Annotated in this window: 27 protein-coding genes; 18 read left to right on the top strand and 9 right to left on the bottom strand. The window is 63.8% G+C overall.

Going from position 1 to position 26,293, the window contains the following annotated elements; all coding sequences use genetic code 11:
* The first annotated feature begins 126 nt into the window (after positions 1-126).
* Positions 127-882 (top strand): histidine utilization repressor, encoded by a 756-nt coding sequence (gene hutC / locus C4N04_RS06975; protein ID WP_106795676.1) that lies wholly within the window; start codon positions 127-129, stop codon positions 880-882.
* 31 nt (positions 883-913) lie between these two features.
* Here hutC (C4N04_RS06975) and hutC (C4N04_RS06970) read toward each other — a convergent pair whose 3' ends face one another.
* The gene (gene hutC / locus C4N04_RS06970) at positions 914-1,636 is read right to left on the bottom strand and encodes a histidine utilization repressor (protein WP_106795854.1); all 723 of its coding nucleotides are present in this window, start codon (positions 1,634-1,636) and stop codon (positions 914-916) included.
* Between the two features lie 61 nt (positions 1,637-1,697).
* Positions 1,698-3,044, bottom strand: coding sequence for a formimidoylglutamate deiminase (locus C4N04_RS06965; RefSeq protein ID WP_106795675.1), 1,347 nt, complete (start codon positions 3,042-3,044; stop codon positions 1,698-1,700).
* A gap of 122 nt (positions 3,045-3,166) precedes the next feature.
* Here C4N04_RS06965 and hutI point away from each other — a divergent pair, with 122 nt between their 5' ends.
* From hutI to C4N04_RS06935, 6 genes are all read left to right on the top strand, one after another.
* On the top strand, positions 3,167-4,429 hold the full coding sequence (gene hutI / locus C4N04_RS06960) for an imidazolonepropionase (RefSeq protein ID WP_106795674.1): 1,263 nt from the start codon (positions 3,167-3,169) through the stop codon (positions 4,427-4,429).
* Positions 4,426-5,961, top strand: coding sequence for a histidine ammonia-lyase (hutH, locus tag C4N04_RS06955; RefSeq protein ID WP_106795673.1), 1,536 nt, complete (start codon positions 4,426-4,428; stop codon positions 5,959-5,961). The genes hutI and hutH overlap by 4 nt, the downstream gene beginning before the upstream one ends.
* A 183-nt stretch (positions 5,962-6,144) precedes the next feature.
* Positions 6,145-6,948: an N-formylglutamate deformylase gene (hutG, locus tag C4N04_RS06950; protein WP_106795672.1), complete on the top strand. Its 804-nt coding sequence runs from the start codon at positions 6,145-6,147 to the stop codon at positions 6,946-6,948.
* Positions 6,949-6,964: 16 nt separating this feature from the next.
* A complete protein-coding gene (gene hutU / locus C4N04_RS06945; RefSeq protein WP_106795671.1) occupies positions 6,965-8,638 on the top strand; it encodes a urocanate hydratase in 1,674 nt (557 codons plus the stop codon).
* 5 nt (positions 8,639-8,643) lie between these two features.
* The gene (locus C4N04_RS06940) at positions 8,644-9,219 is read left to right on the top strand and encodes a HutD family protein (protein WP_106795670.1); all 576 of its coding nucleotides are present in this window, start codon (positions 8,644-8,646) and stop codon (positions 9,217-9,219) included.
* A gap of 174 nt (positions 9,220-9,393) precedes the next feature.
* Positions 9,394-10,023, top strand: coding sequence for a J domain-containing protein (locus C4N04_RS06935; protein ID WP_040111341.1), 630 nt, complete (start codon positions 9,394-9,396; stop codon positions 10,021-10,023).
* A gap of 12 nt (positions 10,024-10,035) precedes the next feature.
* Here the strand turns inward: C4N04_RS06935 and C4N04_RS06930 are convergent, their stop codons facing one another.
* Together C4N04_RS06930 and C4N04_RS06925 are read right to left on the bottom strand one after the other, a co-directional pair.
* Entirely contained in the window at positions 10,036-10,737 is a 702-nt protein-coding gene (locus C4N04_RS06930) for a DUF899 family protein (protein WP_040140908.1), read from the bottom strand.
* 477 nt (positions 10,738-11,214) lie between these two features.
* Positions 11,215-11,397, bottom strand: coding sequence for a hypothetical protein (locus tag C4N04_RS06925; RefSeq protein WP_010039227.1), 183 nt, complete (start codon positions 11,395-11,397; stop codon positions 11,215-11,217).
* A gap of 68 nt (positions 11,398-11,465) precedes the next feature.
* On the opposite strand from C4N04_RS06925, the gene C4N04_RS06920 reads away from it, so the two are divergent.
* The gene (locus C4N04_RS06920) at positions 11,466-12,104 is read left to right on the top strand and encodes an alpha/beta fold hydrolase (RefSeq protein ID WP_077989496.1); all 639 of its coding nucleotides are present in this window, start codon (positions 11,466-11,468) and stop codon (positions 12,102-12,104) included.
* Here C4N04_RS06920 and C4N04_RS06915 read toward each other — a convergent pair.
* The 3 genes from C4N04_RS06915 to pcaQ form a co-directional block, all read right to left on the bottom strand.
* A complete protein-coding gene (locus C4N04_RS06915; RefSeq protein WP_106795669.1) occupies positions 12,101-12,793 on the bottom strand; it encodes an RES family NAD+ phosphorylase in 693 nt (230 codons plus the stop codon). The two genes, C4N04_RS06920 and C4N04_RS06915, sit on opposite strands and share 4 nt — an antisense overlap.
* On the bottom strand, positions 12,790-13,302 hold the full coding sequence (locus C4N04_RS06910) for an MbcA/ParS/Xre antitoxin family protein (protein WP_009991053.1): 513 nt from the start codon (positions 13,300-13,302) through the stop codon (positions 12,790-12,792). The genes C4N04_RS06915 and C4N04_RS06910 overlap by 4 nt, the downstream gene beginning before the upstream one ends.
* 71 nt (positions 13,303-13,373) lie before the next feature.
* Positions 13,374-14,291, bottom strand: coding sequence for a pca operon transcription factor PcaQ (gene pcaQ, locus C4N04_RS06905; RefSeq protein WP_106795668.1), 918 nt, complete (start codon positions 14,289-14,291; stop codon positions 13,374-13,376).
* Between the two features lie 891 nt (positions 14,292-15,182).
* On the opposite strand from pcaQ, the gene pcaD reads away from it, so the two are divergent.
* The 8 genes from pcaD to C4N04_RS06865 all read left to right on the top strand — a co-directional run bounded on the left by pcaD (position 15,183) and on the right by C4N04_RS06865 (position 21,494).
* Positions 15,183-15,992, top strand: a complete 810-nt coding sequence (pcaD, locus tag C4N04_RS06900) for a 3-oxoadipate enol-lactonase (protein ID WP_106795667.1) — start codon at positions 15,183-15,185, stop codon at positions 15,990-15,992.
* Entirely contained in the window at positions 15,989-16,387 is a 399-nt protein-coding gene (gene pcaC, locus C4N04_RS06895; RefSeq protein WP_010060636.1) for a 4-carboxymuconolactone decarboxylase, read from the top strand. Before pcaD ends, pcaC begins: the two co-directional genes overlap by 4 nt.
* 9 nt (positions 16,388-16,396) lie before the next feature.
* The gene (pcaH, locus tag C4N04_RS06890; protein ID WP_106795666.1) at positions 16,397-17,146 is read left to right on the top strand and encodes a protocatechuate 3,4-dioxygenase subunit beta; all 750 of its coding nucleotides are present in this window, start codon (positions 16,397-16,399) and stop codon (positions 17,144-17,146) included.
* Positions 17,146-17,757: a protocatechuate 3,4-dioxygenase subunit alpha gene (gene pcaG / locus C4N04_RS06885; protein ID WP_106795665.1), complete on the top strand. Its 612-nt coding sequence runs from the start codon at positions 17,146-17,148 to the stop codon at positions 17,755-17,757. Before pcaH ends, pcaG begins: the two co-directional genes overlap by 1 nt.
* 161 nt (positions 17,758-17,918) lie before the next feature.
* The gene (locus C4N04_RS06880) at positions 17,919-18,965 is read left to right on the top strand and encodes a 3-carboxy-cis,cis-muconate cycloisomerase (RefSeq protein WP_106795664.1); all 1,047 of its coding nucleotides are present in this window, start codon (positions 17,919-17,921) and stop codon (positions 18,963-18,965) included.
* Between the two features lie 301 nt (positions 18,966-19,266).
* Positions 19,267-20,097, top strand: coding sequence for an MBL fold metallo-hydrolase (locus C4N04_RS06875; protein WP_010060644.1), 831 nt, complete (start codon positions 19,267-19,269; stop codon positions 20,095-20,097).
* 150 nt (positions 20,098-20,247) lie between these two features.
* The gene (locus C4N04_RS06870; protein ID WP_040140894.1) at positions 20,248-20,622 is read left to right on the top strand and encodes a GFA family protein; all 375 of its coding nucleotides are present in this window, start codon (positions 20,248-20,250) and stop codon (positions 20,620-20,622) included.
* A complete protein-coding gene (locus C4N04_RS06865) occupies positions 20,619-21,494 on the top strand; it encodes an alpha/beta hydrolase (protein ID WP_106795663.1) in 876 nt (291 codons plus the stop codon). The genes C4N04_RS06870 and C4N04_RS06865 overlap by 4 nt, the downstream gene beginning before the upstream one ends.
* On the opposite strand, the gene C4N04_RS06860 is transcribed toward C4N04_RS06865, so the two are convergent.
* Both C4N04_RS06860 and C4N04_RS06855 read right to left on the bottom strand, forming a co-directional pair.
* A complete protein-coding gene (locus C4N04_RS06860; protein WP_077989504.1) occupies positions 21,495-22,247 on the bottom strand; it encodes a polysaccharide deacetylase family protein in 753 nt (250 codons plus the stop codon).
* Positions 22,244-23,335 (bottom strand): glycosyltransferase family 4 protein, encoded by a 1,092-nt coding sequence (locus tag C4N04_RS06855; protein ID WP_106795662.1) that lies wholly within the window; start codon positions 23,333-23,335, stop codon positions 22,244-22,246. The genes C4N04_RS06860 and C4N04_RS06855 overlap by 4 nt, the downstream gene beginning before the upstream one ends.
* A gap of 180 nt (positions 23,336-23,515) precedes the next feature.
* Between C4N04_RS06855 and C4N04_RS06850 the strand changes: the two genes are divergently transcribed.
* Both C4N04_RS06850 and C4N04_RS06845 read left to right on the top strand, forming a co-directional pair.
* Entirely contained in the window at positions 23,516-25,228 is a 1,713-nt protein-coding gene (locus C4N04_RS06850; RefSeq protein WP_106795661.1) for an adenylate/guanylate cyclase domain-containing protein, read from the top strand.
* Complete coding sequence (locus C4N04_RS06845; RefSeq protein WP_106795660.1) at positions 25,228-26,106, top strand: FkbM family methyltransferase; 879 nt, start codon at positions 25,228-25,230, stop codon at positions 26,104-26,106. The genes C4N04_RS06850 and C4N04_RS06845 overlap by 1 nt, the downstream gene beginning before the upstream one ends.
* The last annotated feature ends 187 nt before the right edge of the window (positions 26,107-26,293 follow it).

Raw genomic sequence — 26,293 nt, 5'->3', positions numbered from 1 at the left:
TCCGTCCTATTTTCGTCTCAAGGACCGATTGGGGTGGTTGTATATGGTACCATATGAAAAAATTTGTGATATGCAAGAGGAAAGTCGATTATGTGGCAAATTGAATCCGTGCATAAGGAATAGGCAATGAAGCGGTCCGGCGAGATGAAGCGCGACCTGGCGGGAAATGACAGCACGCCGCTCTATGCCGGCGTCAAGCAGGTGATCCTCGATCGCATCCACAGCGGCGAATGGCCGCCGAAATACCGCGTGCCGTCGGAAAACGAGCTGGTCGTCGAGCTCGGCGTCAGCAAGATGACCGCCAACCGGGCGCTGCGCGAACTCGCCAATGAGGGCGAGCTCGTGCGCATCCAGGGCGTCGGCTCCTTCGTCGCCGAGCGCAAGGGTTATTCGGCGCTGTTCGAGGTGCGCAACATCGCCGAGGAAATCGCCGAACGCGGCCATGTCCATGAGGCCTCCGTCGTCATTCTCGCCCGGGAAACCGCCTCTCCCGAGATTGCCGACGCCTTGGAACTGGCAATCGGCGCCGCCGTTTTCCACTCGCTGATCGTCCACAGCGAAAACGGCGTTCCGGTGCAGATCGAGGACCGGTTCGTCCATCCGGAGGCCGCTCCCGAATATCTCGAGCAGGATTTCACGACGCTGACGCCGAACGCCTATCTGACGGCCGCCGCCCCGCTCAGCGGCTCCGAGCACGTCGTCGAGGCGGCGATGCCGCAGGCCTGGGAATGCAAGCTACTGACCATTCTGAAGAGCGAGCCCTGCCTGACGATCCGCCGACGCACATGGTCGGCAAAACAGGTGGTTTCGACCGCCCGCCTCGTCTATCCCGGCTATCGCTACCGGCTCGAAGCGCGCAGCGGCAAGATGTTCGAAGACTAAAACACCCGTTATCTTGTATATGGAACCTTGCTTATTGTGACGCCGGCGTGAACCGCGCCACCAGCGCGTGACGATCGCCGGGATAGGTGAAGCGCACATGGGTCACCGGGCCGGCGCCGCTCCAGGTGCGGCGCTCGACCACCAGGCAGGCGGCGTTGCGGGCGATGTCGAGGGCGGCGGCCACCTCGGCATTGGCGGGGACGGCGTGGATCCGGTGTTCGGCGGCGCTCCACGGCACCTGATTGAGCAGCCACGGCCCCGGCGCCACCGTCAGGAAATCGGCGTCGGCGGCCTCCGGCACGGTCGCAAGACTGATCAGCCGCTCTTCCAGGCAGAAGGGACGTGCGCCGGCATTGTGGATGCAGACGATCTCGACGACGGAGGAAGCGACCGGCAGTTCCAACCGGCGGCTGTCTTCCGCCTTGGCCTTGCGGCTCGCCTTCTTCGCAACCGCATAGGAATAGGGCAGGTTCAGCGACTGCACCTCGGCCTTGATGTCGTGGATTTCGAGAATGGCCGATTGCGCCTGCGGCTGGGTGACGAAGCTGCCGGATTTCTTGCGGCGCTCGATGAGGCCAGCCTTGGCGAGCTGGGTCAGCACCTTGTTCACCGTCATCCGCGAGACGTCATACTGGGTGGCGAGATCGACCTCGAAGGGAATGCGGTGGCCCGGCGGCCATTCGCCCGAGACGATACGGCCCTCGATGTCGCTCAGGATGCGCTGATGCAAGGTGGGGTCCCTGCTTTGATTCATCGCCACGTTCCGATTGGTTTCCCGATCTAGTCCGAATGCCTCGCCCATGAAAAGCGCTTTTTCAGCCGGCCAGCAATTCGCCCATTGCCGCGAGGAAACGCCGGTCGATGGCCTCGCGCTTGAGATGACGGCCGCCTTCCACCTGCTTGCGGCCGCGCGCCCAGACGCAATCGACGGAAACGCCGCCGGCAAACAGCCAGTGATCGAGAATCTGGTCGGCGGAGAGATAGGGAACGGCCGACGTATCGAGCGAAACGAGATCGGCGTGATGGCCGTCGGCGAGACCGGCCGGCGCCTTCAGTGCCGCGCCGCCGCCGGCAAGCGCCTGGTTGAACAGGCAAAGCGCCGTCGAACCGCCGGGTGCGGCAATGACGTTGCGGGCGCGCAGCGCCAGACGCTGCGAATATTCGAGCTGGCGTAGCTCCTCCGGCAGGGAGATCCGCACGTTGGAATCCGAACCGATGCCGTACCGCCCGCCTTCTTCGAGGAAAAGCGGCGCGGCAAAAGCGCCGTCGCCGAGATTGGCTTCGGTGATCGGGCAGAGGCCGGCGATCGCGCCGCTTTTCGCCATCCGCCGCGTCTCGTCCTCGGTCATATGAGTCGCATGGATCAGGCACCAGCGCTGATCGACCGGCATGTGGTCGAGCAGCCATTCCACAGGCCGCGCGCCCGACCAGGCGACGCAATCCTCGACCTCCTTCACCTGCTCGGCGACATGGATATGGATCGGGCCGTCGCCCGCCATCGGCACGAGCATCGCCAATTCATCGGGCGTCGCGGCGCGCAGGCTGTGCGGCGCAAGCCCGAGTTCGGCGCCATCGAGCCGGCCGGTCGCCGCCCGGCATCCCTCTATCAGCCTTTCGAAGCTTTCGAGCGAATTGATGAAGCGCCGCTGGCCGTCGATCGGCTGAGCGCCGCCGAAGCCGGAATGGGCATAGAAAACCGGTAGAAGCGTCAGACCGATGCCGGTCTCCTGGCTCGCCGCACCGATGCGCTCGGCAAGCTCGGCAATATTGGCATAGGCGCCGCCATCCCTGTCGTGATGGAGATAGTGGAATTCGCCGACGCGGGAAAAGCCTGCCTCGAGCATCTCCGCATAGAGCTTGGCCGCGACCGCCTCGACATGCTCCGGCGTCATCGCCAAAGCGAATTTGTACATGACGGTGCGCCAGCTCCAGAAGCTGTCGTTGGCGGGACCGCGCACTTCGGCAAGACCGGCCATCGCCCTTTGGAAGGCATGGCTGTGCAGATTGCCCATGGCCGGGACGATCAGGGCATGGCGCTCATCGCCGGGTGCGGCGGCAACGCCCACCTCGATCCGCGCGAGGCGCCCGGCTTCGAGCGTCAGCCGCACGTCCTTCCGCCAGCCTTGCGGCGTCAGCGCCGTCCTCGCGTGAAGTATGGTCATGGCCTCTTCTCCCCTTCTGCCGCGCCGCCGATCTTTCTTTTCCAGAAGAGCGCGCAAAATTTCTCTTGTCACCTGCTTATTATGTATATACATGTTTCGGCATAAGGAAAGGCGCAAAGCTGATGACCGGGAACAATTTTTCTGAGGAAACCGTATCCGCCGACGTCAGGCCGGTGCTGTGGCGCAACGCCCGGCTGGCGACGCTCGCGGCCGATCGTCCGGGGCTCGGCATCGTCGAAAAGGGCGCCGTGCTCACCAAAAATGGCCGCATCGCCTTTGCCGGCGCCGAAAGCGAGCTGCCGGCATCGGCCATCGAACGCTCCGACATCGTCGATCTCGAAGGCCGCTGGGTCACACCGGGTCTCGTCGACTGCCACACCCATATCGTCCACGGCGGCAATCGCGCCCGCGAGTTCGAAATGCGCCTTGCAGGCGCGACCTATGAGGAGATTGCACGGGCCGGCGGCGGCATCGTCTCCTCGGTTCAGGCGACCAATGCGCTGTCGGTCGAAGAACTCGTCGCCACGGCGCTGCCGCGGCTCGATACGCTGCTGGCCGAAGGCGTGACCACGATCGAGATCAAATCCGGCTATGGCCTCAACCGCAGCGGCGAAGTGAAGATGCTGCAGAGCGCCCGCCTGCTCGGCCATGTCAGGCCGGTCCGCGTCGCCACCAGCTATCTGGGCGCCCATGCGACGCCTGTCGACTATAAGGGCCGCAACGGCGACTATCTCGACGATGTCGTGCTGCCCGGTCTCGACGACATGTATAATCTCGGCCTTGCCGATGCCGTCGACGGCTTCTGCGAAGGCATCGCGTTTTCGACAGCCGAGATCGCCCGCGTCTTCGACAAGGCCAAGGCGCTCGGCCTGCCGGTCAAGCTGCATGCCGAGCAGCTCTCCAATCTCGGCGGCGCCAGGCTGGCAGCCGCCTATGGCGCGCTTTCCTGTGATCATCTGGAATATCTCGACGAGGACGGCGTTGCCGCAATGGCCGCTGCCGGCACCGTCGCCGTGCTGCTGCCCGGTGCCTTCTACGCCATCCATGAAAAACAGAAACCGCCGGTGGAGGCGCTGCGCCGGGCCGGTGTGCCGATCGCCATCGCCACCGACTGCAATCCCGGCACTTCGCCGCTGACCTCGATGCTGCTGACGATGAACATGTCGGCGACGCTTTTCGGCCTGACCGTCGAGGAATGCATCGCCGGCGCCACCCGCGAAGGCGCCCGCGCGCTCGGCCTCATCGGCGAGACCGGAACGCTCGAAGCCGGCAAATCCGCCGATCTCGCCGTCTGGAATATCGAAAGCCTCGCCGAGCTCGTCTACCGCATCGGCTTCAACCCGCTTCATACACGCGTCTTCAAAGGCGAAAGGAACGGTCGATGACCATCACGCTCCACCCGGGCTCCGTCTCGCTCAGGGATCTGGAAACCATCTACTGGACCGGCGCGCCGGCAAGGCTCGATCCCGCCTTCGATGCCGGCATCGCCAAGGCCGCCGACCGCATCGCCGAGATCGCCGCCGGCAATGCACCGGTTTACGGCATCAATACCGGCTTCGGCAAACTCGCCTCGATCAAGATCGACAGCGCCGATGTCGCCACGCTGCAGCGCAATCTCATCCTGTCGCATTGCTGCGGCATCGGCGCGCCGCTGCCGGAAAATATCGTCCGGCTGATCATGGCGCTGAAGCTGGTTTCGCTCGGGCGCGGCGCCTCCGGCGTGCGGCTGGAACTGGTGCGGCTGATCGAAGCCATGCTGGATAGGGGCGTCATTCCGCTGATCCCGGAAAAAGGCTCGGTCGGTGCCTCCGGCGATCTTGCGCCGCTCGCCCATATGGCGGCGGTGATAATGGGCGAGGCCGAAGCCTTCTTCGCCGGCGAACGTCTTTCGGGCGCGCAAGCCCTCGAAAGGGCCGGACTGAAACCTATCGTGCTCGCCGCCAAGGAAGGCCTGGCGCTGATCAACGGCACGCAGACCTCGACGGCGCTGGCGCTCGCCGGCCTCTTCCGCGCCCATCGCGCCGCGCAATCGGCGCTCATTACCGGCGCCATGTCGACCGACGCGGCCATGGGCTCTTCGGCGCCCTTCCATGCCGATATCCATACGCTGCGCGGCCATAAGGGCCAGATCGATACCGCAGCCGCGCTCCGCGGCCTGCTCGAAAACTCCGTCATCCGCCAGAGCCATATCGAGGGCGACGAGCGCGTGCAGGATCCGTACTGCATCCGCTGCCAACCGCAGGTCGACGGCGCCTGCCTCGATCTCTTGCGTTCGGTCGCCCGCACCCTCGAAATCGAGGCCAATGCCGTCACCGACAATCCGTTGGTGCTGTCGGACAATTCGGTAGTCTCCGGCGGCAACTTCCACGCCGAACCCGTCGCCTTCGCCGCCGACCAGATCGCGCTTGCCGTCTGCGAGATCGGCGCGATCTCGCAGCGGCGCATCGCGCTGCTGGTCGACCCGGTGCTCTCCTACGGCCTTCCTGCCTTCCTCGCCAAGAAGCCGGGCCTCAACTCCGGCCTGATGATTGCCGAGGTCACTTCGGCAGCGCTGATGTCTGAGAACAAGCAGATGTCGCACCCCGCCTCGGTCGATTCGACCCCGACCTCGGCCAATCAGGAAGACCACGTCTCCATGGCCTGCCATGGCGCCCGCCGCCTTCTGCAGATGACCGAAAACCTGTTCGGCATCATCGGCATCGAGGCGCTGACCGCCGCGCAAGGCGTCGAATTGCGCGCGCCGCTTTCGACGAGCCCGGAGCTTTTGAAGGCAATCGCCACGATCCGCAGCCAGGTGCCGAGCCTCGACGTCGACCGCTACATGGCGGGCGATCTCGCCGCCGCGGCTGAGTTGGTGGCGACGGGGGCGCTGAACGCCTCGGTTTCGTCAGGCATCTTGCCGGTTCTGGAGGGTTGAAATGATCGGGAAAGAAAAAGTCCCCTCCCCAACCCCTCCCCGCAAGGGGGAGGGGCTTAACCTGCGGCCCTCGCCGTATTCACTCTTGAGCGCAGCATATGCAGCCGGCTTGTTGTTTTGCGAGCCGGTGCCACAGCTTAGCCCCTCCCCCTTGTGGGGAGGGGTTGGGGAGGGGTTTTTGCCATGACCACACCATACGAAATCCACCAAGGCACCTCCCCCGTCATCCTCGCCTTCCCCCACACCGGCACCGACGTGCCGCCGGCGATTTACGATCGCCTCAACGACAACGGCCGGATCCTTGCCGATACCGACTGGCACATCCACGAGCTTTATGACGGGCTGCTGCCCGACGCGACGACCGTACGGGCCACCTTCCACCGCTATGTGATCGACGCCAATCGCGATCCCCAGGGCGTCAGCCTCTATCCCGGCCAGAACACCACCGGCCTCGTTCCAGAAACGGACTTCGACGGCAAGCCGATCTGGAAGGATGGGCAGGCGCCCGATGAGGCCGATATCGCGGCGCGGCTCAGGGATTTTCATGCGCCCTATCATGCCGCCCTTGTCGCAGAGATCGAGCGAGTCAGAGCAATCCATGGCGTCGCCATCCTCTACGACTGCCACTCGATCCGCTCGCACATTCCCTTCCTCTTCGAAAGCAAGCTGCCGGATTTCAATATCGGCACCGATATGGGCCGGACCTGCGACGGGTCGATCGAGCAGGCGACGCTCACCGTAGTCGAAGCCGCTGAAGGCTATGACAGCGTGCTCAACGGCCGCTTCAAGGGCGGCTGGACGACCCGCCATTATGGCCGGCCGGAAACCGGCGTGCATGCGATCCAGATGGAGCTCGCGCAATCGACTCATCTTGAGACCGAGGCACCGCCCTTCGCCTACGACACCGCCAAGTCGGACAGGCTTCGCGTCCATCTCAAAGACATTCTGGTGCGCATCGAGCAGATCGCGCCGGGCCTGAAACGATAACGACAGGGGAACCGCCATGAGCAATCCACGCCATAATATCCGCGAAATCCGCGCACCCCGCGGCAACGAGCTCAATGCCAAGAGCTGGATGACCGAAGCGCCGCTGCGCATGCTGATGAACAATCTCGATCCCGACGTCGCCGAAAATCCGAACGAACTCGTCGTTTACGGCGGCATCGGCCGCGCCGCCCGCACCTGGGAAGATTTCGACCGCATCGTCGCGACGCTGAAGACGCTGACGGAAGAAGAGACCCTGCTCGTCCAATCCGGCAAGCCGGTCGGCGTGTTCCGCACCCACAAGGATGCGCCGCGCGTGCTGATCGCCAACTCCAACCTCGTGCCACACTGGGCGACTTGGGATCATTTCAACGAGCTGGATAAGAAGGGCCTTGCCATGTACGGCCAGATGACGGCCGGCTCGTGGATCTATATCGGCACGCAGGGCATCGTGCAGGGCACCTACGAGACCTTCGTCGAGGCCGGCCGCCAACATTACGGCGGCAACCTCAAGGGCAGATGGATCCTGACCGGCGGCCTCGGCGGCATGGGCGGCGCCCAGCCACTGGCCGCCGTCATGGCCGGCGCTTGCTGCCTTGCCGTCGAATGTAACCCCGATTCGATCAATTTCCGCCTGCGCACCCGCTATCTCGACGCCAAGGCCGAGACGCTCGACGAAGCGCTCGAGATGATCGACCGCTGGACCAAGGCGGGCGAAGCCAAATCCGTCGGCCTGCTCGGCAATGCCGCCGAAATCCTGCCGGAAATGGTCCGCCGCGGCATCCGTCCCGATATCGTCACCGACCAGACCTCGGCGCACGACCCGATCAACGGCTACCTGCCGAAGGGCTGGACGATGGCCGAGTGGAAGGCCAAGCGCGAAAGCGATCCGAAGGCTGTCGAAAAGGCGGCGCGCGCCTCGATGCGCGAGCATGTCGAGGCGATGATCGCCTTCTGGGATGCCGGCATTCCGACGCTCGACTACGGCAACAATATCCGCCAGGTCGCCAAGGACGAGGGCCTGGAAAACGCCTTCGCCTTCCCGGGCTTCGTGCCGGCCTATATAAGACCGCTGTTCTGCCGCGGCATCGGCCCCTTCCGCTGGGCGGCCCTGTCAGGCAATCCCGAGGATATTTACAAAACCGACGCCAAGGTGAAGGAGCTGCTGCCCGACAACAAGCACCTGCACAACTGGCTCGACATGGCGAGAGAACGCATCGCCTTCCAGGGCCTGCCGGCGCGCATCTGCTGGGTCGGCCTCGGCGACCGTCACCGCCTGGCTCTGGCCTTCAATGAAATGGTCAGGAATGGCGAGCTTTCCGCTCCGATCGTCATCGGCCGCGATCATCTCGACTCCGGTTCGGTGGCCTCACCGAACCGCGAAACCGAGGCGATGAAGGACGGCTCCGACGCCGTCTCCGACTGGCCGCTGTTGAACGCCCTGCTCAACACCGCGTCGGGCGCCACCTGGGTATCGCTGCATCATGGCGGCGGTGTCGGTATGGGCTTCTCCCAGCATTCGGGCGTCGTCATCTGCGCCGATGGCAGCGACGATGCGGCCAAGCGTCTCGAGCGGGTGCTCTGGAACGACCCGGCGACAGGCGTCATGCGCCACGCCGATGCCGGCTACGACATCGCCCTCGACTGCGCCCGGGACAAGGGCCTGCGCCTGCCCGGCATTCTCGGGAACTGAGACCCGTGAAGATCCTGCGCGCTGCCGATCACAAGCGCATGCCGTGGAAAAACGGCGGCGGCGAAACGGTGGAGATCGCCGTTTCGCCTGATGATGCCGGCCTGCCCGGCTTCGACTGGCGCGTCAGCATGGCGACCGTCGCAGCCGACGGGCCGTTCTCGATCTTTCCCGGCATCGACCGCACGCTGGCGATCCTCGACGGCAACGGCATGGTGCTCGACATCGAAGGCAGGACGCCGGTGCTGCTGACGACGGCGAGCGACCCGCTGGTCTTCCCGGCGGATATCCCGGTCACGGCAAAACTCCAGGACGGCGCAATCACCGATCTCAATGTCATGACCCGCCGCGACGGCATTCCCCATGGGCTGGTCCGCATCGAGATCGCCGGCTGCAAGACGGTGCCGCTGACGTCATCGACATGCCTGCTGCTCTGCCATCGCGGCACCCTGTCGTTCCGGCGGGACGACGAGACCGTCGCGCTCGCGGCCGGCGATGCGCTGCTGATCGAGAATGCTGGGGAAAGCGTGCTTGAAATCGACGGTGAGGCCGAATGTTATCTCATCTCGATCGCCGCACGCTGATCCTGACGCAACGGTTTGGAAAGATTTGACAATCGCAGAATAGTCCCGGCCTTCGCATCGGCTATTTCCGTGTCGGGCCATGGACGTCATTCGTGCTTTCGGTCTAAACTTCGCCTTTCTGATGCAGAAGAAGACCTAGACTGCCCGCGAGACCGGGGCAGCAGGGGAGCAGGCGTGACGGATCCATACGATATTCTCGGCGTTGAACGCGATGCGGACGATGCGCAATTGAAGGCAGCCTATCGGAAGCTTGCGAAGGTCGCCCACCCGGATTCGGGCGGCGATTCGCAAGCCTTCGACAATCTGCAGAAGGCCTATGCGCTGCTTCTCGATCCGGTCCGCCGCAAGGTTTACGACGATACCGGCTACGACGTCGAATTCGCCGACGCCGCCGAATTGCAGGCGCTTGTCATGATCGAGAAGCTCGTCACCGATGCAGTGCTCGACGAGCGGGCGCCGGGAAGCTTCGATCCCGTCGCCGTCATGCAGGACAGCCTTTCGGAGGAGCTGCGGAAAGCGCGCTTCAGCAAGAGCGAGCTGGAACGCCACGCCTCGCGCATCGGCCTGCATCTGGAACGGCTCGAAAAACAGTCCGGCCGCGATGTGCTCGCCCATATGTTCCGCGCCCGCATCGAAGCGATCGGCAAGGCGGTCGCGGAAACCGAGGCGAAGATCAAGGCAGCGGAACGCGCCGCCGATATGCTCGCCGGCTATGTCTACGACATCGATCCGCCGCCGCTGCCGGAGGCGTCGATCACCAACCTCGAATGGGCCGAGGCGTCGAGAAACCGCTCCACCGGCTGAAGGCCTGCAGCCTCAATAGGATAGCTTCGGATACCAGTCCGGCGCCCGGCCTTCTGGCGTCGCATCGAGCACGGTCCAGAGCGGCATCAGATCGGGCGCGCCCCGCGGATCCTCGCCGGGATCGGCCGTCACCTCGCCCATCTCCTCGCTCCAGAAATGACGGAGGGTGCCGTCGCGCCGCGTGAAGACGTTGAAGGCGGCACCATCGCTGCCATCCCTGCCGATCGCGTGATAATCACGGCTGTATTCATCGGTCATATCCGAATAGAGCGGCAGGTGATGCCAGCCGCGCTCCTTCTTGAAAGCGAGCAGCCTTTCGATGGGCGAGCGGGCGACGACGGCAAGCGCCACCCGTTGCTGGATATCGGGCACTTCACCATCCCAGGCCGACAGCAGCGAGGTGCACATCGGACACGGGCGCTCGCGTTCACGCCCGTACATGTAACTGTAGACGACGAGCGTGTCCTTGTCGGCGAAGAGCTCGCTGAAGGATACCGGCCCATTGCTGCCTTCGAAGCGGTAGTCTTTCGTCACCTCGCCGCCCGGCGGCAACGCCCGGCGCTGTCTCGCCACGCGCTCGATGTGGCGGCGCAATTCGATCTCCTCCGCGAGCAGCGCATCGCGGGCGATGCGATATTCCTCGCTTTCGTTGGGGAAATGGACGCCGTTCTTTGCCGCAAGCACGGCGGCGGGTACGAGATTCTGACTATTCATATTCATATCTCCTACAATTGCCTGAGAACGTGCTGACCTGCAGCACATCGTTAAGATGACGAACGGCGGATGCGAAAATCGACAGCACGGCGCAGAAAAGCGCCTAAAGAAAAAGTCCCACTTCGGAATCCCGAAATTCCCCCGCTTCGGAATTCCGAAATGCGCGGGCTTTTTTGCCCCGCCGCGGCGCAAAAATATGTAATAATATCAGTCCCACAGCCAATTTCGGGATTCCGAAGTGCTATATTAGATTTTGGTGGGAGTTCCTCAAGATCGCCCAGCTTCGAAGCGAGGCCTCGAGAACGTCCGAAAGCAAAAAGGGCGCTCGACCCTTGCGGGGAGCGCCCTTATCCTGTTGGACAGCAAAGGGTTCGACGACGTCGATACCCCGGGCATCCATTTTTCAGGCAGGGCTGCTATATGCGCCCTTTGCGTCGCCGTTTCAAGGGCCGGTCTGCACGATACTTTTGCGATCCCCTAAAAGGCGACACCGGTGACGGGGTTGACCACCGGCCGTTCGCTTTTGTCCCCTTCTCCGGCCGGCTGCACGGCTGGCGGCGCCACCGATTCTGAGTCGGCTGGCTCGGGTTTCTCGGGAACAGCGGCGACATCCTTGGGACGGCGCTGCTCCGGCTTTACGTTTTCGTCATTCGTCGACATTGTCATCTCCTTTCCAGGAAGAAGTCACGGCCATCGACATGGTTCCGATGGCGGATGGAGGATTGCCGATGCTTGACAGGTTTCTGCTGCAAGGCCCCGAGGATGCGCGCTTCACGATCCTGCTTGCACACGGCGCCGGCGCGCCGATGGATTCGGCGTCGATGACGGCGGCGGCGGAAGCGCTTGCCGATGTCGGTTTCCGCGTTATCAGGTTTGAATTCGCCTATATGGCTGCCCGCCGCAGCGGAATCCGCAAGCCGCCGCCGCGCGCCGAAACGCTCAATCCCGAATATGAGGCGGCGATTGCCGCGCTCGGCGCAAGAGGCCCCCTCATCATCGGCGGCAAGTCGATGGGCGGCCGGGTCGCCAGCATGGTCGCCGACGATCTCCATGATAAGGGAAAGATCGCCGGCCTCCTCTGCCTCGGTTATCCCTTCCATCCGCCCGGCCAGCCGGGCAAGCTGCGCACCGGCCATCTCAAGCGGCTGGCGACGCCTGCGCTGATCTGCCAGGGCACGCGCGACGAATTCGGCACGCGCGACGAGGTGCCGGGCTACGATCTCTCCGACCGGATCGAGATCCTCTGGCTCGAGGACGGCGACCATGACCTTAAGCCGCGCAAGAAGATCTCCGGCTTCTCAACTGCCGATCACCTTGCCACGATGGCCAAGGCGGCCAAGGCATGGGCCGAACGGTTGCCTGCTTAGGCTTTCGGCTGTCGTCGCCGGCTTGCGAGCTTGCGGACATCGATGCGCCGATCAGTGGCCGATACGGTGATTTCGAAATGATCGGCCTGAACCACGTCGCGAATGTTGCGCGGCCGGTGCGCGGCGATGTTGACGCCGCCCCTCAGCCGGACACTGTCATAGAGAATGCCGGCGCCGCCGCTCGAACGCACCTGTTCTCCAAGCAGCTGCGAGGCCGCATAGCTCGCGCCGTCATAGACATCGGGCCGCAGCGTCTGTTCACCGCGAATGTCGAGATAGTCGCCGACCAGGGTGGAGGTGTAGCTTCGATAAGTGCGCGCCATCGTCGTCACCCCGCGCGCGACAGCCTCGCGCCGGAGATGATGGCCGACCTCGGCGGCGGCAGTCTTGAGATTGTCGGCGGCATACCAGGCGCCGAGATCGGGGCCGTTGAAGCGCATGCCGCCGGGCGTGACATGCAGGAAGGCCGCCATGACGATGCTGGCATTGGGCGTGCCGTAGACCCATTCGGTCTCGGGAAGCCGCCGGATGCGGTCGGCCACGAGCCGATCATTGGTCCAGCCGACGAGCTCCATCACGGCTTCGAGATCGGCCGCCCTCGCCACCGTATCGAAGAGACCGATCGGCGGAAATTGCGACGGGATCAGCCGATAGGACGGCCGCGGCGCCTCGGCAAAACGCTCGCTCACCGGAAGACGATGTCCGCGTCTTCATACGGCGTGAAGGCCTCGTCAAGCCGGTTCGGCGGCATGTAGAGGCCGCCGCGGGCGCCATCGAGGAACCGGCGCACGGTCATCAACCCGTCCTGGGTTCCGTTGGTGACGATATCCAGCGGCGGATGGCCGCCGAAAACCGGCGCCTGATGCGGCGTGCGCAGCCAGGCGACGCCGGCGCGTTCGTCGGAAAACAGCACACCAAGCGCCTGATGAATGCCGAACACAGCGGAAATCCGGGTCAGCGTATCGACATCAAGCGTGAAAGCCCCGTGTTCGCGCGCCTGCTTGGCCCAGCTATGATAGGTCGAGCGGGAGGGATAGCCGAGCACCAGCAGGCGCTGCTCTTCGCTTAAGCCCCAGAGATCGGCGATCGCCAAAAAGGTCCGCAAGGCCGGCGGGCTCAGCCTCCGTCGGTTTGCCGGCGCAAACCGCTCCGTTTCCAGCCGTTCCGGCTCTTGCTCCCTGCGTCGCGCCTGCTGCATGATGCTCTCCTGTCTTGAATTAGATTTAGTCCAAATCTGGGCATTCAGCAAGCGGATTTGAAGAGGTGAGGTCAGGAAAGCTCCCGCGCCGCCTCACGGATCGTCTGCATCAGGATCGACTGCGGCGCCGACGGCACGGCATCGGCACGCATCGTCAGCCCGACCGGCCCCTTGGTCTCGCCGGTATCGACCGGCAGAAGCACCAGCCGCCCGTCGGCGACATCGCCGGCCACCACGCCGTTGGAAATGATCCAGATCGCGTCGCTCGAGCGCAGGAAGGCGCGGCCGAAGGAATCCGACACCGTCTCGATCTGGTTCGGCAGGCTGCAGACGCCGTTGGCGATGAGGAAATTTTCGACAACCGGCCGGATGATCGAACCGCGCGTCGGCATCAGCACCGTATAGTCCCCGAAGACTGCGAACAGCGACTGCCGGCCGTCAAGCAGCGGATGGCCGGTGCGCACGGCAAACACCACCTGTTCGGAATAAAGGTGTTCGAAGGAAAAGCCCGCCATCTTTTCGGCGCCGGCCAAGCGCCCAACGACCAGATCGAGGTCGCCGACGCGCAGCTCTTCCAAGAGCACCGCGTTCTCGCCGGTGACGATCTTCACGCGGCTCCAGGTCTTCTCCTGAAGAAAAAGCTCCATCGCCCGCGGCATGATGCGCGATGAGACCGTCGGCAGGGCGCCGATGCGGATCGGCGGCGCTTCGGCGAACTGTTCCTGCGACACGGAATCGAGACCCTGGCGCAGCGCCGTCAGCGCCGCCCCGGCATGCCGCAGGAAAACCTCGCCGTAGCGGGTGATCTTGATGCCGCGGCCGTCGCGCTCGAAGACGTCGACACCCAGCACCTGCTCCAGTTCGCGGATCGTCTTAGTCACCGCCGGCTGGCTGACATGCAGCAATTCGGCCGCCTTCATCACGCTCCTCTGCCGCGCCACCTCGACAAAGGTCTGCAGATGGCGAAACTTGATGCGGCTGTCGATCATTGTTCGCATAACTCCCTGGTTATCGAAAAGCTAGAAAATATCATTTTACTTAACCGGATCAACCGGTCAGTTTTATCAGTAGGAGTATATACTGTTGGATGGGCGCCGTGCGGCGGGGCGAGTTTGGCAAAAGCCAACGCCGCCCTCCGTCATGCTCGGCCTTGAGCCGAGGATCCATTCCACGGCTGCTTGGTGGATGCCGCGTGGATGCTCGGCTCAAGGCCGAGCATGACGGAGGGTGGGTAGGCGATAAAGACATTCGCGGCGCCGAGATTGAGGGAGACGGTGCGGCATAGCCCCTCGCGCCCCCACTGCCGGGGCCGAGGGACGGGTCGAGACGCGCGGGGCTCGATTCCGGCACGCTAGGATTAGGGGCGGCCAAACCCAATCTCCGTCATCCTCGGGCTTGACCCGAGAATCCATGGCGCAAATGCTGGTGGGTGTCGTGTGGATGCTCGGCTCAAGGCCGAGCATGACGGAGGGCGGGGGGACGGATCGAGCTTTTCGCGGCGTAGAGCCGGATGAGGGGAGAAGTGAAAGCCAGCCTAGTGAAGCATCCGAAACGCGGTGTGCTTTGTAGGGCTGGCGAGTTGGGCGAGACGCCGCCCCACTCTCCGTCATCCACGGGCTTGACCCGAGGATCCATGGCGCGGCTTGGTGGATGCCGCATAACGGAAACGCCAATGGACGCCCCTCACCCTAACCCTCTCCCCGTAGGCGGGGCGAGGGGACGTGCCAAACGGAGCGTCGAGGTTGAGGGAGACGGCGCGGCATATGTCCTTCTCCCGCTGGCGGGGGTCTGAAAGACGGATCGAGACGCGTGGATCGACCCAGGCAAGGTGGCGGCAGCCGGATGAGGGGCCCGCCCCCCGCTGAATTGAGGAGATTGAAGTGCAATTCGCCCGCATAAACGACGTGACGATCCATTATCAGGTCATCGGCGCGCCCGCCGACCGGCCGGTGATCGTCTTCATCAATTCGCTCGGAACGGATTTCCGCATCTGGCGCGACGTCGTGGTGCGGCTCGCCGGCGACGTCGCCATCCTGCTCTACGACAAGCGCGGCCACGGCCTGTCCGATGTCGGCCAGCTCCCCGCATCGATCGAGGACCATGCGACCGATCTTGCCGGCCTGCTCGATCTGCTGTCGGTGAAGGATGCCGTCATCTGCGGCCTCTCCGTCGGCGGCCTGATTGCCCAGTCGCTCTATCAGCGCCGGCCGGATCTCGTGCGCGCCCTTATCCTCAGCGACACCGCCCATAAGATCGGCACGGCAGAGAGCTGGAATGCCCGCATCGCCGCGGTCGAGAAAAACGGCATCGGCAGCATCGTCGACGCCGTCATGGAGCGCTGGTTCACACCCGCCTTCCGCCGGCCCGAGAACACAGCCTATGCAGGCTATTGCAACATGCTGACGCGCCAGCCGGTCGAAGGTTATATCGCCGCCTGCGAAGCGATCCGCGATGCCGATTTCACCGAGGCGGCGAAGAGGATCACGGTTCCGACCATCTGCATCGTCGGCGACCAGGACGGCTCGACGCCGCCCGATCTCGTGCTTGCAACCGCCAAGCTGATCCCGGCCTCCCGTTACGAGGTCATCGCGGACTGCGCCCACATTCCCTGCGTCGAACAGCCGGAAGCGCTGACGGCGATCATCCTCGCCTTCCTCACATCGATTTCGCCTGGAGAAAGCAGCCCATGAACGAGACTCCCTCCGAACGCTACCGGCAGGGCATGGCGACCCGCCGCGCCGTGCTCGGCGACGCCCATGTCGACCGTGCCGCCGCAACGGCAACCGAGTTCGACCGCCCCTTTCAGGAGCTGATCACCGAAGCGGCCTGGGGCCATGTCTGGTCACGCCCTGTCCTGACCAAGCGCGAGCGCTCGATCGTCACTATCGCGCTGCTGGCGGCGCTCGGCCAGGATGACGAGGTCGCTATGCATGTGCGCGCCACGGCCAATACCGGAGCGACCCGCGAGGATATCTGCGAGGCGCTCCTGCATGTGGCGATCTATGCCGGCGTTCCCGCCGCCAACCATGCGATCAAGATCGCCAAGCAGACCTTTGCACAAATGGACGCCGAGCAGGCGGCCTGAGGGGGAAACATGTCCGAATTGGTCAATCGCAAGCCGGAGACCGGCGCCTTCTTCGCCCGCGACCGCGCCTGGCATGCGCCGGCGCTGACGCCCGGCTACAAGACGTCGGTGCTGCGGGCGCCGCAGCGCGCCCTGCTGTCGCTCGACGGCACGATCTCCGAAACGACAGGTCCGGTCTTCGGCCATTCGATGATCGGCGAGCTCGACAACGACCTGATCCTGAATTATGCGCGGCCCGGCGAAAGCGCCATCGGCGAACGCATTATCGTCCACGGCCGCGTGCTCGACGAGCGCGCAAAGCCGGTAGCCGGCGCCCTCGTCGAGTTCTGGCAGGCCAATGCCGGCGGGCGCTATCGCCACAAGAAGGAAAGCTATCTGGCGGCGATCGACCCGAATTTCGGCGGCTGCGGCCGCGCCATCACCGATGAGGAAGGCCGCTACCATTTCCGCACAGTGCGGCCCGGCGCCTATCCCTGGCCGAACGGCGTCAACGACTGGCGCCCCGCCCATATCCACTTCTCGATCTTCGGCCACGGTTTTGCCCAGCGGCTGATCACCCAGATGTATTTCGAGGGTGATCCGATGATCTGGAAATGTCCGATCGTCGGCACGATCCCTGACAAGGCGGCGATCGAGCAGTTGATCGCGCTGCTCGACTGGGGCAACACGATCCCGATGGATTCACGCGCCTATAAATTCGATATCGTGCTGCGCGGCCGCCGCTCGACGATGTTCGAAAACAGGCTGGAGGGCAATTGATGCAGCAGCTCGGCTATCTCAAGGAAACCCCGTCGCAGACGGCCGGTCCCTATGTCCATATCGGCCTGACGCCGAATTTCTGCGACATAACCGGCGTTTACGACAGCGATCTCGGCGTGGCGATGGTCAACGACAAGACGCTCGGCGAACGCATCACCGTCACCGGCCGCATCTTCGACGGCGCCGGCGCCCTGGTGCGCGACGCGGTCGTCGAGATCTGGCAGGCCGACAGCGCCGGCCTCTACAACAGCCCCTCGGAAATGCGCGGCGCCGCCGATCCGAATTTCACTGGCTGGGGCCGCTGCCCGACCCGCGCAGAGGACGGCGTCTACAGCTTCGAGACCATCAAGCCCGGCCGCGTCCCCTTCAAGGACGGCCGCAGACAAGCCCCGCACATCACCGTCTGGATCGTCGCCCGCGGCATCAATATCGGCCTGCAGACGCGCATGTATTTCCCGGAGGAGACAGAGGCCAATGCCGCCGATCCGCTGCTGTCGCGCATCGAACATCGCGAACGCGTCGCGACGATGGTCGCCACCCGCGACGGGGCTATCTGCCGTTTCGACATCCGTTTGCAGGGTCCTGACGAAACGGTGTTTTTGGATATTTGAGTGGGCTCGCGAATTGCTTTTTCACGAAGTCTTGCGCAAGTAGCCCCCTCACCCTGCCCTCTCCCCGAGGGGAGAGGGGAACAGTGCCTCAAATCCCTTCTCCCCTCGGGGAGAAGATGGCGGCAGCCGGATGAGGGGGCCGCAGCCACAAAGAGCAGACCATGACCGCATCGCCCTTCGACCATCCCTTCCTCTCCGGCCTCGTCGGCGACGATGAAATCGCGCCTTACTTCTCCGCTGAAGCCGATCTCCGCGCCATGCTTTCCTTCGAGGCCGCGCTCGCCAAAGCCGAAGCCGCACACGGCGTCCTGCCCGGCGAAGCGGCAAGAAAGATCGCCGAAGCCTGCGCGGGCTTTTCTCCCGATCTCGCCAGTCTTCGCGCGGCAACGGCGCGCGATGGCGTTGTCGTCCCCGATTTCATCAAGCAGCTGCGCGCCGCGGTCGGCGAGGAAGCGGGCAAGAGCCTGCATTTCGGCGCCACCAGCCAGGATGTCATCGACACCAGTCTGATGATCCGGCTGAAGGCGATCGCCTTCCTGTTTGCAGGCCGGCTTTCCGCCATCGTCAAAGGCCTCGATGCACTCGAGCGCCTGTTCGGCGACAACCGGCTGATGGGGCATACCCGCATGCAGGCGGCGATCGCGATCACCGCCGCCGACCGTCTCGCTGCCTGGCGCGCGCCGCTGACGACCTATCGGGACCGCCTGACCGAGCAGAATTTCCCCGTTCAGTTCGGCGGCGCCGCCGGCACCCTCGACAAGCTTGGGCCGCAGGCCGCAGCCGTGCGCGCCTCGCTCGCCCAGGAGCTCGGCCTCACCGACGTCGCGCAATGGCAGAGCACGCGCCTTGTGATCGCCGATCTCGCCGGCCTGTTCGCCTCGATCTCCGGCAGCCTCGGCAAGATCGGCCAGGATATCGCCCTGCTCGCCCAAGCCGGTGATGAGATCGAAATGGCAGGCGGCGGCACCTCCTCGGCCATGGCCCACAAGCAGAATCCCGTCGCCGCCGAAGTCCTGGTCTCGCTTGCCCGCTTCAACGCCACGGCGCTGTCCGGCATCCACCAGTCCCTCGTCCATGAACAGGAACGCTCGGGCGCGGCATGGACACTCGAATGGCTGCTGCTGCCGCAAATGGCCATGGCAACGGCTGCCAGCCTGAGGTTGGCGGGAGAATTGGCTGGCAATATCAAGCGTCTGGGAAGCGCCTGAGCCTGTCGCAACGTCAGAGACAACGGCACAAGAGGCGGCAATTGTTTTTTCGATCGCGTGCAACCATCTAATAGGCATGACTTGCGGAAAACGCCCCGCCCCGGCAGCCCATTTACCGAAAACCAACCATACTGGGTTGCTTTCCGACGCGAAAGCCGATTGCTTAGGAGAATATACTTCTTCTTCCGCTAGCGGTTAGGAGAATGAGAGGGGGCGCAGGCAAACCCGTGGAATTCTGCTGCTTCGCATCGGGATGAACTATGAGTACGATGGCGATGCGGGAAGGCCGGTTTGAAAAACGATGACGACAGAACTGTTTCAGATAAAATTTTGGGGCGTCCGCGGCAGTATTCCCGTATCGGGCCCCGAGTTCGACCGCTACGGCGGTAACACTTCCTGCATCGAAATTCGCTGCGGAAAACATCGGATGCTTTTCGACGCAGGTTCCGGTCTGCGCGAGGCGGGACTGTCGTTGCTTGCCGACGGCGTCAGCGACGTCGATCTGTTTTTCAGCCACTGCCATTACGACCACATCATCGGCCTGCCCTTCTTCAAGGCGATCTACTATCCCTCGATCAACGTCAACATCTGGTCGGGCCATCTCGACGGCAAGATGAGCACACGGGAAATGGTCGAGCAGTTCATCAGCCCGCCCTGGTTCCCCGTCAAGACCGACATCTGTCAGGCGACGATGAACTTCCGCGACTTCCATGCCGGTCAGGTTCTGACCCCGCATCAGGGGATCGAGATCAAAACCTTCACGCTCAACCATCCGGGCGGCGCCATCGGCTATCGCATCGAATGGCAGGGCCGTTCGATCGCTCTGATCTACGACATCGAGCACAATCCCGGCAGCTATGATCCCGTCTCGCTGGAAATGATGCAGGGCGCCGATCTCGTCGTCTACGACTGCACCTACAATGAAGACGAGATGCAGCGTTTCAAGGGTTTCGGCCATTCGACCTGGCAGCATGGCACCGAGCTTGCGAAGATGGCCGGTGCCAAACGCTTCGCGCTATTCCATCACGCCCCCTCCCGCACGGACGAACAGCTGGCGCAGATGGAAGCGCAGGCCGAGGCCGCCTTCCCCGGCGCCTTTGCCGCGCGCGACAATCAGACCGTGGTGATCTGACCGCTGCCGAACCGCTCCTTTCTCCGCCCCAGGGCAAGGTAGGGACACCTCGGCCTATCGCAGCCCGTGTGCTTGCGCTTTCCTGACGGAACAGTTGCCTGGCCCGACCGTTTCCCCGGCAGCGCAAGATCGATGAAGCGGGGATCAACCATGACCGTGTTGTCAGGACAATGCCTTTGCGGGCAGGTGCAGCTTTCTGTTCGCGGCGAACCGTTGCGCGTCGGCATTTGTCATTGCACCGATTGCAGGAAGGAGAGCGGCTCGGCCTTCACCTTCTATGGAATCTGGCCGGCCGGCCAGTTCGAATATTCCGGAGAAACGGGCGAGTTCCAGGGCCGGCGTTTTTGCACCGGCTGCGGCTCGCGGCTGTTTTCCGCCGATGCGGAAGAGGCGGAAATCAAACTCGGCGTCCTGTCCGAAGCCCCGACACCGCTCGTGCCGCGTTATGAACTCTGGATCAAGCGCCGCGAACCATGGCTGCGACCGGTGGAGGGCGCAGAGCAGTATGAGGAGGACCGAAGGTGAACCCGGCTACGCTCGTCCGGCATCGCCGGATCACCGTTGCCGGCATCGAGACCTTCTATCGCGAGGCCGGTCGGCCGGACGCGCCGGTCCTGTTGCTGCCGCATGGCTATCCCTGCTCGTCTTACGAATTCCGCAATCTCATGCCGCGCCTGGCCGACCGCTGGCACCTGATCGCTCCGGATTTCCCAGGTGCAGGTTACAGCGGTACGCCTGATGATTTCGACTACAGCTTCGACGGCTATGCCGCCTGGCTGGAGGCTTTTGTCGGCGCCGTGAATGCCGACCGCTTCGCCCTCTATCTCCATGATTTCGGCTCGCCGATCGGGGCGCGGCTGGCAATCAGAAATCCCAGGCGGATCACGGCGCTGATCATCCAGAACGGCGATATCCCCTATGAAGATGCCCTCGGCCCGAAATATAATGACATCGAGGCGACCTGGGCACTTCCGCCCGCCGAGATGAGGAAAGCGCTGGGCGAAGCAATCAGCGAGGAGACCTTCAGGGAGGAGTTTCTCAACGATCTGGCGCCGCCTCTGGCCGATACGATCCCGCCTGACATGTGGAAGCTGCACTGGTCGCTGATCACCCAGCGGCGCAAGGAAATCGCCATCGACCTGATCGCCGGATTGAGGGAGAACCGCGCCTGGTTTCCCGAGCACCGGAAATACCTTGGGGAAAACAGGCCGCCAACCCTGATCGTCTGGGGACCGAACGATCACTACATGCCGGAAAAGTCGGCGCGAGCCTATCTGCGTGATCTGCCCGATGCCGAACTGCATCTGCTCGGAGGCGGGCATTGGCTGCTCGAGACGCATCTCGATGAAGTCGCAGCCCTCATGCGGGACTTTCTCGGACGCGTTCACCCCGGCTGATCATGCATCCAGAAGCGCCGGCGCCGGCGACCAGCGGACGGCGGGATGCCGACCGGTCGCAGCAAACAGGGCCGACAGGAAGTCCCAGGCAGCGGCGTCATGCACCAGGTGATGGGTGAGAAGACCGATCGGTTCGTCGCTGCCGGCAAAACGGTCGCGGAGTTCCGCCACCAACTCGGCCACCAGCTCCTCGTCGCCGCGCCCGCCGCGCGTGCCGTGCCAGTCGATGATGTCGACATGGGTGTTGAGAAGCCGCACCCGGCCGCCCGGCTTTGCCCGCCCGTAAACCGAAAGCGCCGAAAAGCCGTTTTCGGGCAATGCCGAGATGAGCGCCGCGTCGATCCGGTTCCATGGCGGCACCAGCACCGGCACGAAGCGGGCGGGATGCAGCCGCTGCAGCAGCCGAAAACCGTCGCGCAATTCACCGAGCACCACGTCCGCCGGCCGCTCGCTGCCGAGTTCCTGCTTCTTGCGCTCACGCCCGGCATAATTGGTGTGAGACCAGCCATGCACCGCGACGGCGACGGCTGCTTCCTCCGCCAGCCGCGCGGCCAGTGCTTCGCCGGTCAAAGCGGGAATGACGGCAAGCGTCAGCGGAATGTCATGCGTGCCGGTCAGCGCCAGCAGCGTTTCCAGATCCTGCGTCGGCGCGACGGCATCGTCATCGCGCAGCCAGAACCGGGCCACGCGGCCGGTGGCCTGCCAGCGGTCAAGCTCGCGGCGCAGCGGCTCCCAGCTCTTGCCTTCGCTCATTCTCTTGCTCCTGTTCCGGCGCTTTCACGCAAAATTCCGTCCAAGGCGCGCGCAGCCGTCGCAAGCGAGCGCTCCTCGAGCACGAAGCGCCGTGCCGCCTGCCCCATCACATCACGCGTCTCACCGTTTTCGAGCAGGGCGGCCACCGCCGCGGCATAAGCGGCAACGTCTCCATCCGGCGTCAAAAGACCGGTCGCACCAGCCTCGACGACGGCGGGCACGCCGGCCGTTGCTTGCGCAACGACAGGCAGGCCGGCCGCCTGCGCCTCCAAATAGGCAAGGCCGTAAGCCTCGCCGCAGCCCGGCCAGACATAGATGCCGCCACGCCCGAGGACTTTGGCAATTTCGCCCGCGCCAAGCGCGCCCAACCATTCAATCCGGCCGGAAAGGCCGGCGAACAGCACCTGCACCTCATGCCGCATCGGCCCGTCGCCGATGACCGAAAGGCTCCACGTCCGGCTTTCGATCAGGCGCAATGCTTTTGCAAGCATCGCGTAACTCTCCATCTTGTCGCCCGCCCGCATCATTGCGATCGTCACCAGCCGGCGCGGATCCGGCGTGGGTGGCAGCGCTTCGAAGAGCGCCGCATCGATAAAGGGCTTCAGGCCGGCGAGCCGCGCCGCCGGAAAGGCGGCGGAAAGGCCTACCCGGTCGCGATCGGTGAAGCAGATATTGACTGCCGCCTGCAGGACCGCCTCACCCACGCGCTGCTGCTGGGCCGCCCAGCCGGTCCCGTCCCGCTTTGCCGCGTAGGAGGCCTCGGCGGTGACATAGGGAATGGCGAATTCGGCTGAGATCGCCGGCCCGAAGGGATCGGGCGATTTGTAATAGGGGTGGTAACAGAACCAGAGCTCGGGGCGCGGCGCCGATTGCCATTTCAGCCGCAGTCGCTCGTCTTCGGCGCTGATGGCGGGCGCGAGCGCGGCTGCCGCCTCCGGCGTTGCGGCATAAGTCCGGAATTCGGAGGCGACCTCGACCTCGTGCCCGGCCAGCTTCAGCGCCCGGATCAGCAGCCGCGCCATCAATCGATCGCCCGACGGCACCGGATGGTTCGGCGATTTCATCGGCGCGTAGAAAGCCACCCGCATCCGCGTTCCTCACGTAAAGACACACTGTTTCCAATCGGCCTGGCCGCTGGCGAAACTCCGCTATTGTCCATTTCCCGAAAACTTGCGCATAAGCATATGGAATGTGATCGCGATGGAAGCAATTCCGCCTCCTTCTCAATTTCTATGGGCCTGCGGTTGCATCGACAAGAACGGGAATGAATGACGACGGTCTCGGCCACAGGGATTTTTTCGGAACGGACGATCAGAAGGGCGAGGCTTGGATCCGGCCTCGTCATTTTCACCTTCGTCCTATTGCATTTGTCGAACCATGCGCTGGGGCTGATTTCGCTTTCCGCCGCTGATAACGCTCGCCATCTTTTTATCGGCATCTGGCGCAATCCCGTCGGCACCGCGGTGTTTTATTCCTCGGTGCTGATCCATATGGCGCTGGTGCTGCGCGCCATCTACATGCGCCGCAGCCTGGTGATGCCGAAAGGCGAAACAGCCCAGACCCTGCTCGGCCTGCTCATTCCGCTGCTTCTGATCGATCACGTCATCGGCACACGCATCGGCCACGAACTCTACGGTTATATCGACGATTACCAGACGATCGTCGAACAGCAGTGGATCAAGTCGCCGGCGACCGGCATGCGCCAGGCTGTCGCCGTCATCGTGGTGTGGATCCACGGCTGCATCGGCATTCATTTCTGGCTGCGTTACCGCGCATGGTATGCAAACGTCTCCGCGCCGCTCTTGGCGCTGGCAATCCTCGTGCCGGTGCTCTCGCTGCTCGGTTTCGTCCAGATGGGCCGCACGCTCGCCGACCCTTCCTATCAGCTGTCGACCAATCCTTACGAGGTGAACCTCAACGCCCGTTTTCTCTCCGACCCGCAAGTGCGCGCCGATGTCGCAACGGTGCGCGCCGGCCTCTACGGCGCCTTCTCAGCCTCGCTGCTGATCGTCGTTGCCGCCCGCGCCCGGCGCCGGCTGAAGGAGCGGCTCGACCAGGTGGCGGTGCATTATCCGGGCGGCGAGGTGATCCGCGTGCCGCGCGGCTTCACCGTGCTGGAGGCAAGCCGGCTCGGCGGCCTGCCGCATTATTCCGTCTGCGGCGGCAAGGGCCAGTGCTCCACCTGCCGGGTGCAGATCCTCGGCGATTACGAAAGCCTGCCGCCCGCCGACAAGATGGAACAGACGACACTGAGGCGCATCAATGCCGGCCCGGATGTGCGTCTCGCCTGTCAGCTTCGTCCCGACCGCGACCTCGCAGTCGCGCCGCTGCTCGTGCCGGCGGTCGAAACCGCCCTTCCCGCCAACAGCCAGGAGACCAGCCCCGGCCGCGAACGCGAGATCGTCGTGCTCTTCGTCGATATCCGCCATTTCACCACGCTGACGGAAACGCGCCTGCCCTTCGACGTCGTTTTCCTGTTGAACCGCTATTTCGCCATCATCGGCAAGGCGGTGGAGCAGGCGGGCGGGCGGCTCGACAAGTTCATCGGCGACGGCGCCATGGCGCTCTTCGGCCTCAACACCGCACCGGAAGAGGCCTGCCGCCAGGCGCTTAACGCCGCCGCGGCGATTGTCGCCGAGATCGAAAAACTCGCCGCAGAACTCGCCGACGAACTGACGCTGCCGCTACGCATCGCGATCGGCATCCACACCGGCCCGGCCGTCGTCGGCACGATGGGATATGGAAGGGTGCGCAGCATGACGGCGATCGGCGATACGGTGAACGTCGCAAGCCGGCTGGAAAGTGCCGCCAAGGAATTCGAGGCGGCGATCGTCATCTCCGAGCCGGTGGCGAAGCTTGCCGACGCCAATCTCTCCGGCATCGAAAGTCGTGAAATCAGCGTGCGCGGCCGGGCCCTACCCTTGAAAGTCTATGTGATTCCGAGAGAGAAAGCGGCAGAACCGCTCGAAGGAAAAGACTGATGCCCGGCAAGCCCTGGCTCACCGCCAAATATTGGAGCCGCCGTCTGCGCAAGGCGCGCAATGCCGCCGCCTCGCGCTTCTTCGACACCCGCTTCGGCCGCCGCCTGCTGATCGAGAACATCGGCCCGCGCGTCGTCTCGATGACGGTCGACGCCGGCGATCACCTGATGACCTTTTCACCGGCCGACTATATCGGCCGCAAGGTCTTCCGGAAGGGCCATTTCGAGCGCGATGCCGTGGACCGGCTGATCGTCATCCTGCGCGAGCGCGGCCTGCTCAGAAAGGATGCGACGCTGCTCGAGATCGGCGGCAATATCGGCACCCAGACCGTCTATTTCGCCTTGAGCGGCACTTGCGCCCGGATCGTCAGCATCGAGCCCGACCCGCGCAATTTCCCGCTCCTTGCCCTCAATATCCGCCAGAACCGGCTGGAAGAGAAAGTGCGGCTGGTCAATTGCGCCGCCGGCGAGCGCCAAGGCGAGATCGACTTTTTCCTCAATCGCAACAATCACGGCAAGAGCAGCGCCATCCGCCAAAGTGCGACCGACACGAAGATCAGCGTGCCGGTGAAACCGGTATCCGAAATCCTTGCCGACCTGGCGACCGACCCGGCCGCCATCGGCCTCGTCTGGATGGATATTGAGGGTTATGAGCCGGTCGCCTGCCGCTCGATGCAGCCGTTGCTTGCCCGCCGCGTGCCGCTCCACATGGAGTTCACGCCGCTATTCTATGGGCCCAAGGGCACGAAAGCCTTCATCTCGATGCTTGCCGGCTTTTACGAGGATTGCCTCGTGCTCTTCGAGGATCACGAGGAGGAGATGAAGGTGCGGGATCTGCCACCGGACATCGATCAGTACAATGTGCTGTTTTTGCCGTAGAGGCGGGCCTTGTGCGTGCGGCCCCCTCATCCGACCCTTCGGGCCACCTTCTCCCCGCTGGGGACTGTTGCAAAATGCTGAGAATATGATTCCGTTGTTTTTGAACGGAGATGATTTGGATGGCGGTGAAGCAGACGGGTCAATTCAGCTTTGTTGATGCGTTGTTGCCGCAGGCAGGCGGCAGCGG

Origin of the sequence: Rhizobium sp. H4, assembly GCF_003013335.1 — a bacterium.
GTDB classification, from domain to species: Bacteria; Pseudomonadota; Alphaproteobacteria; order Rhizobiales; family Rhizobiaceae; genus Rhizobium; species Rhizobium sophoriradicis.
This window is presented reverse-complemented; position numbering and strand designations above follow the sequence as displayed.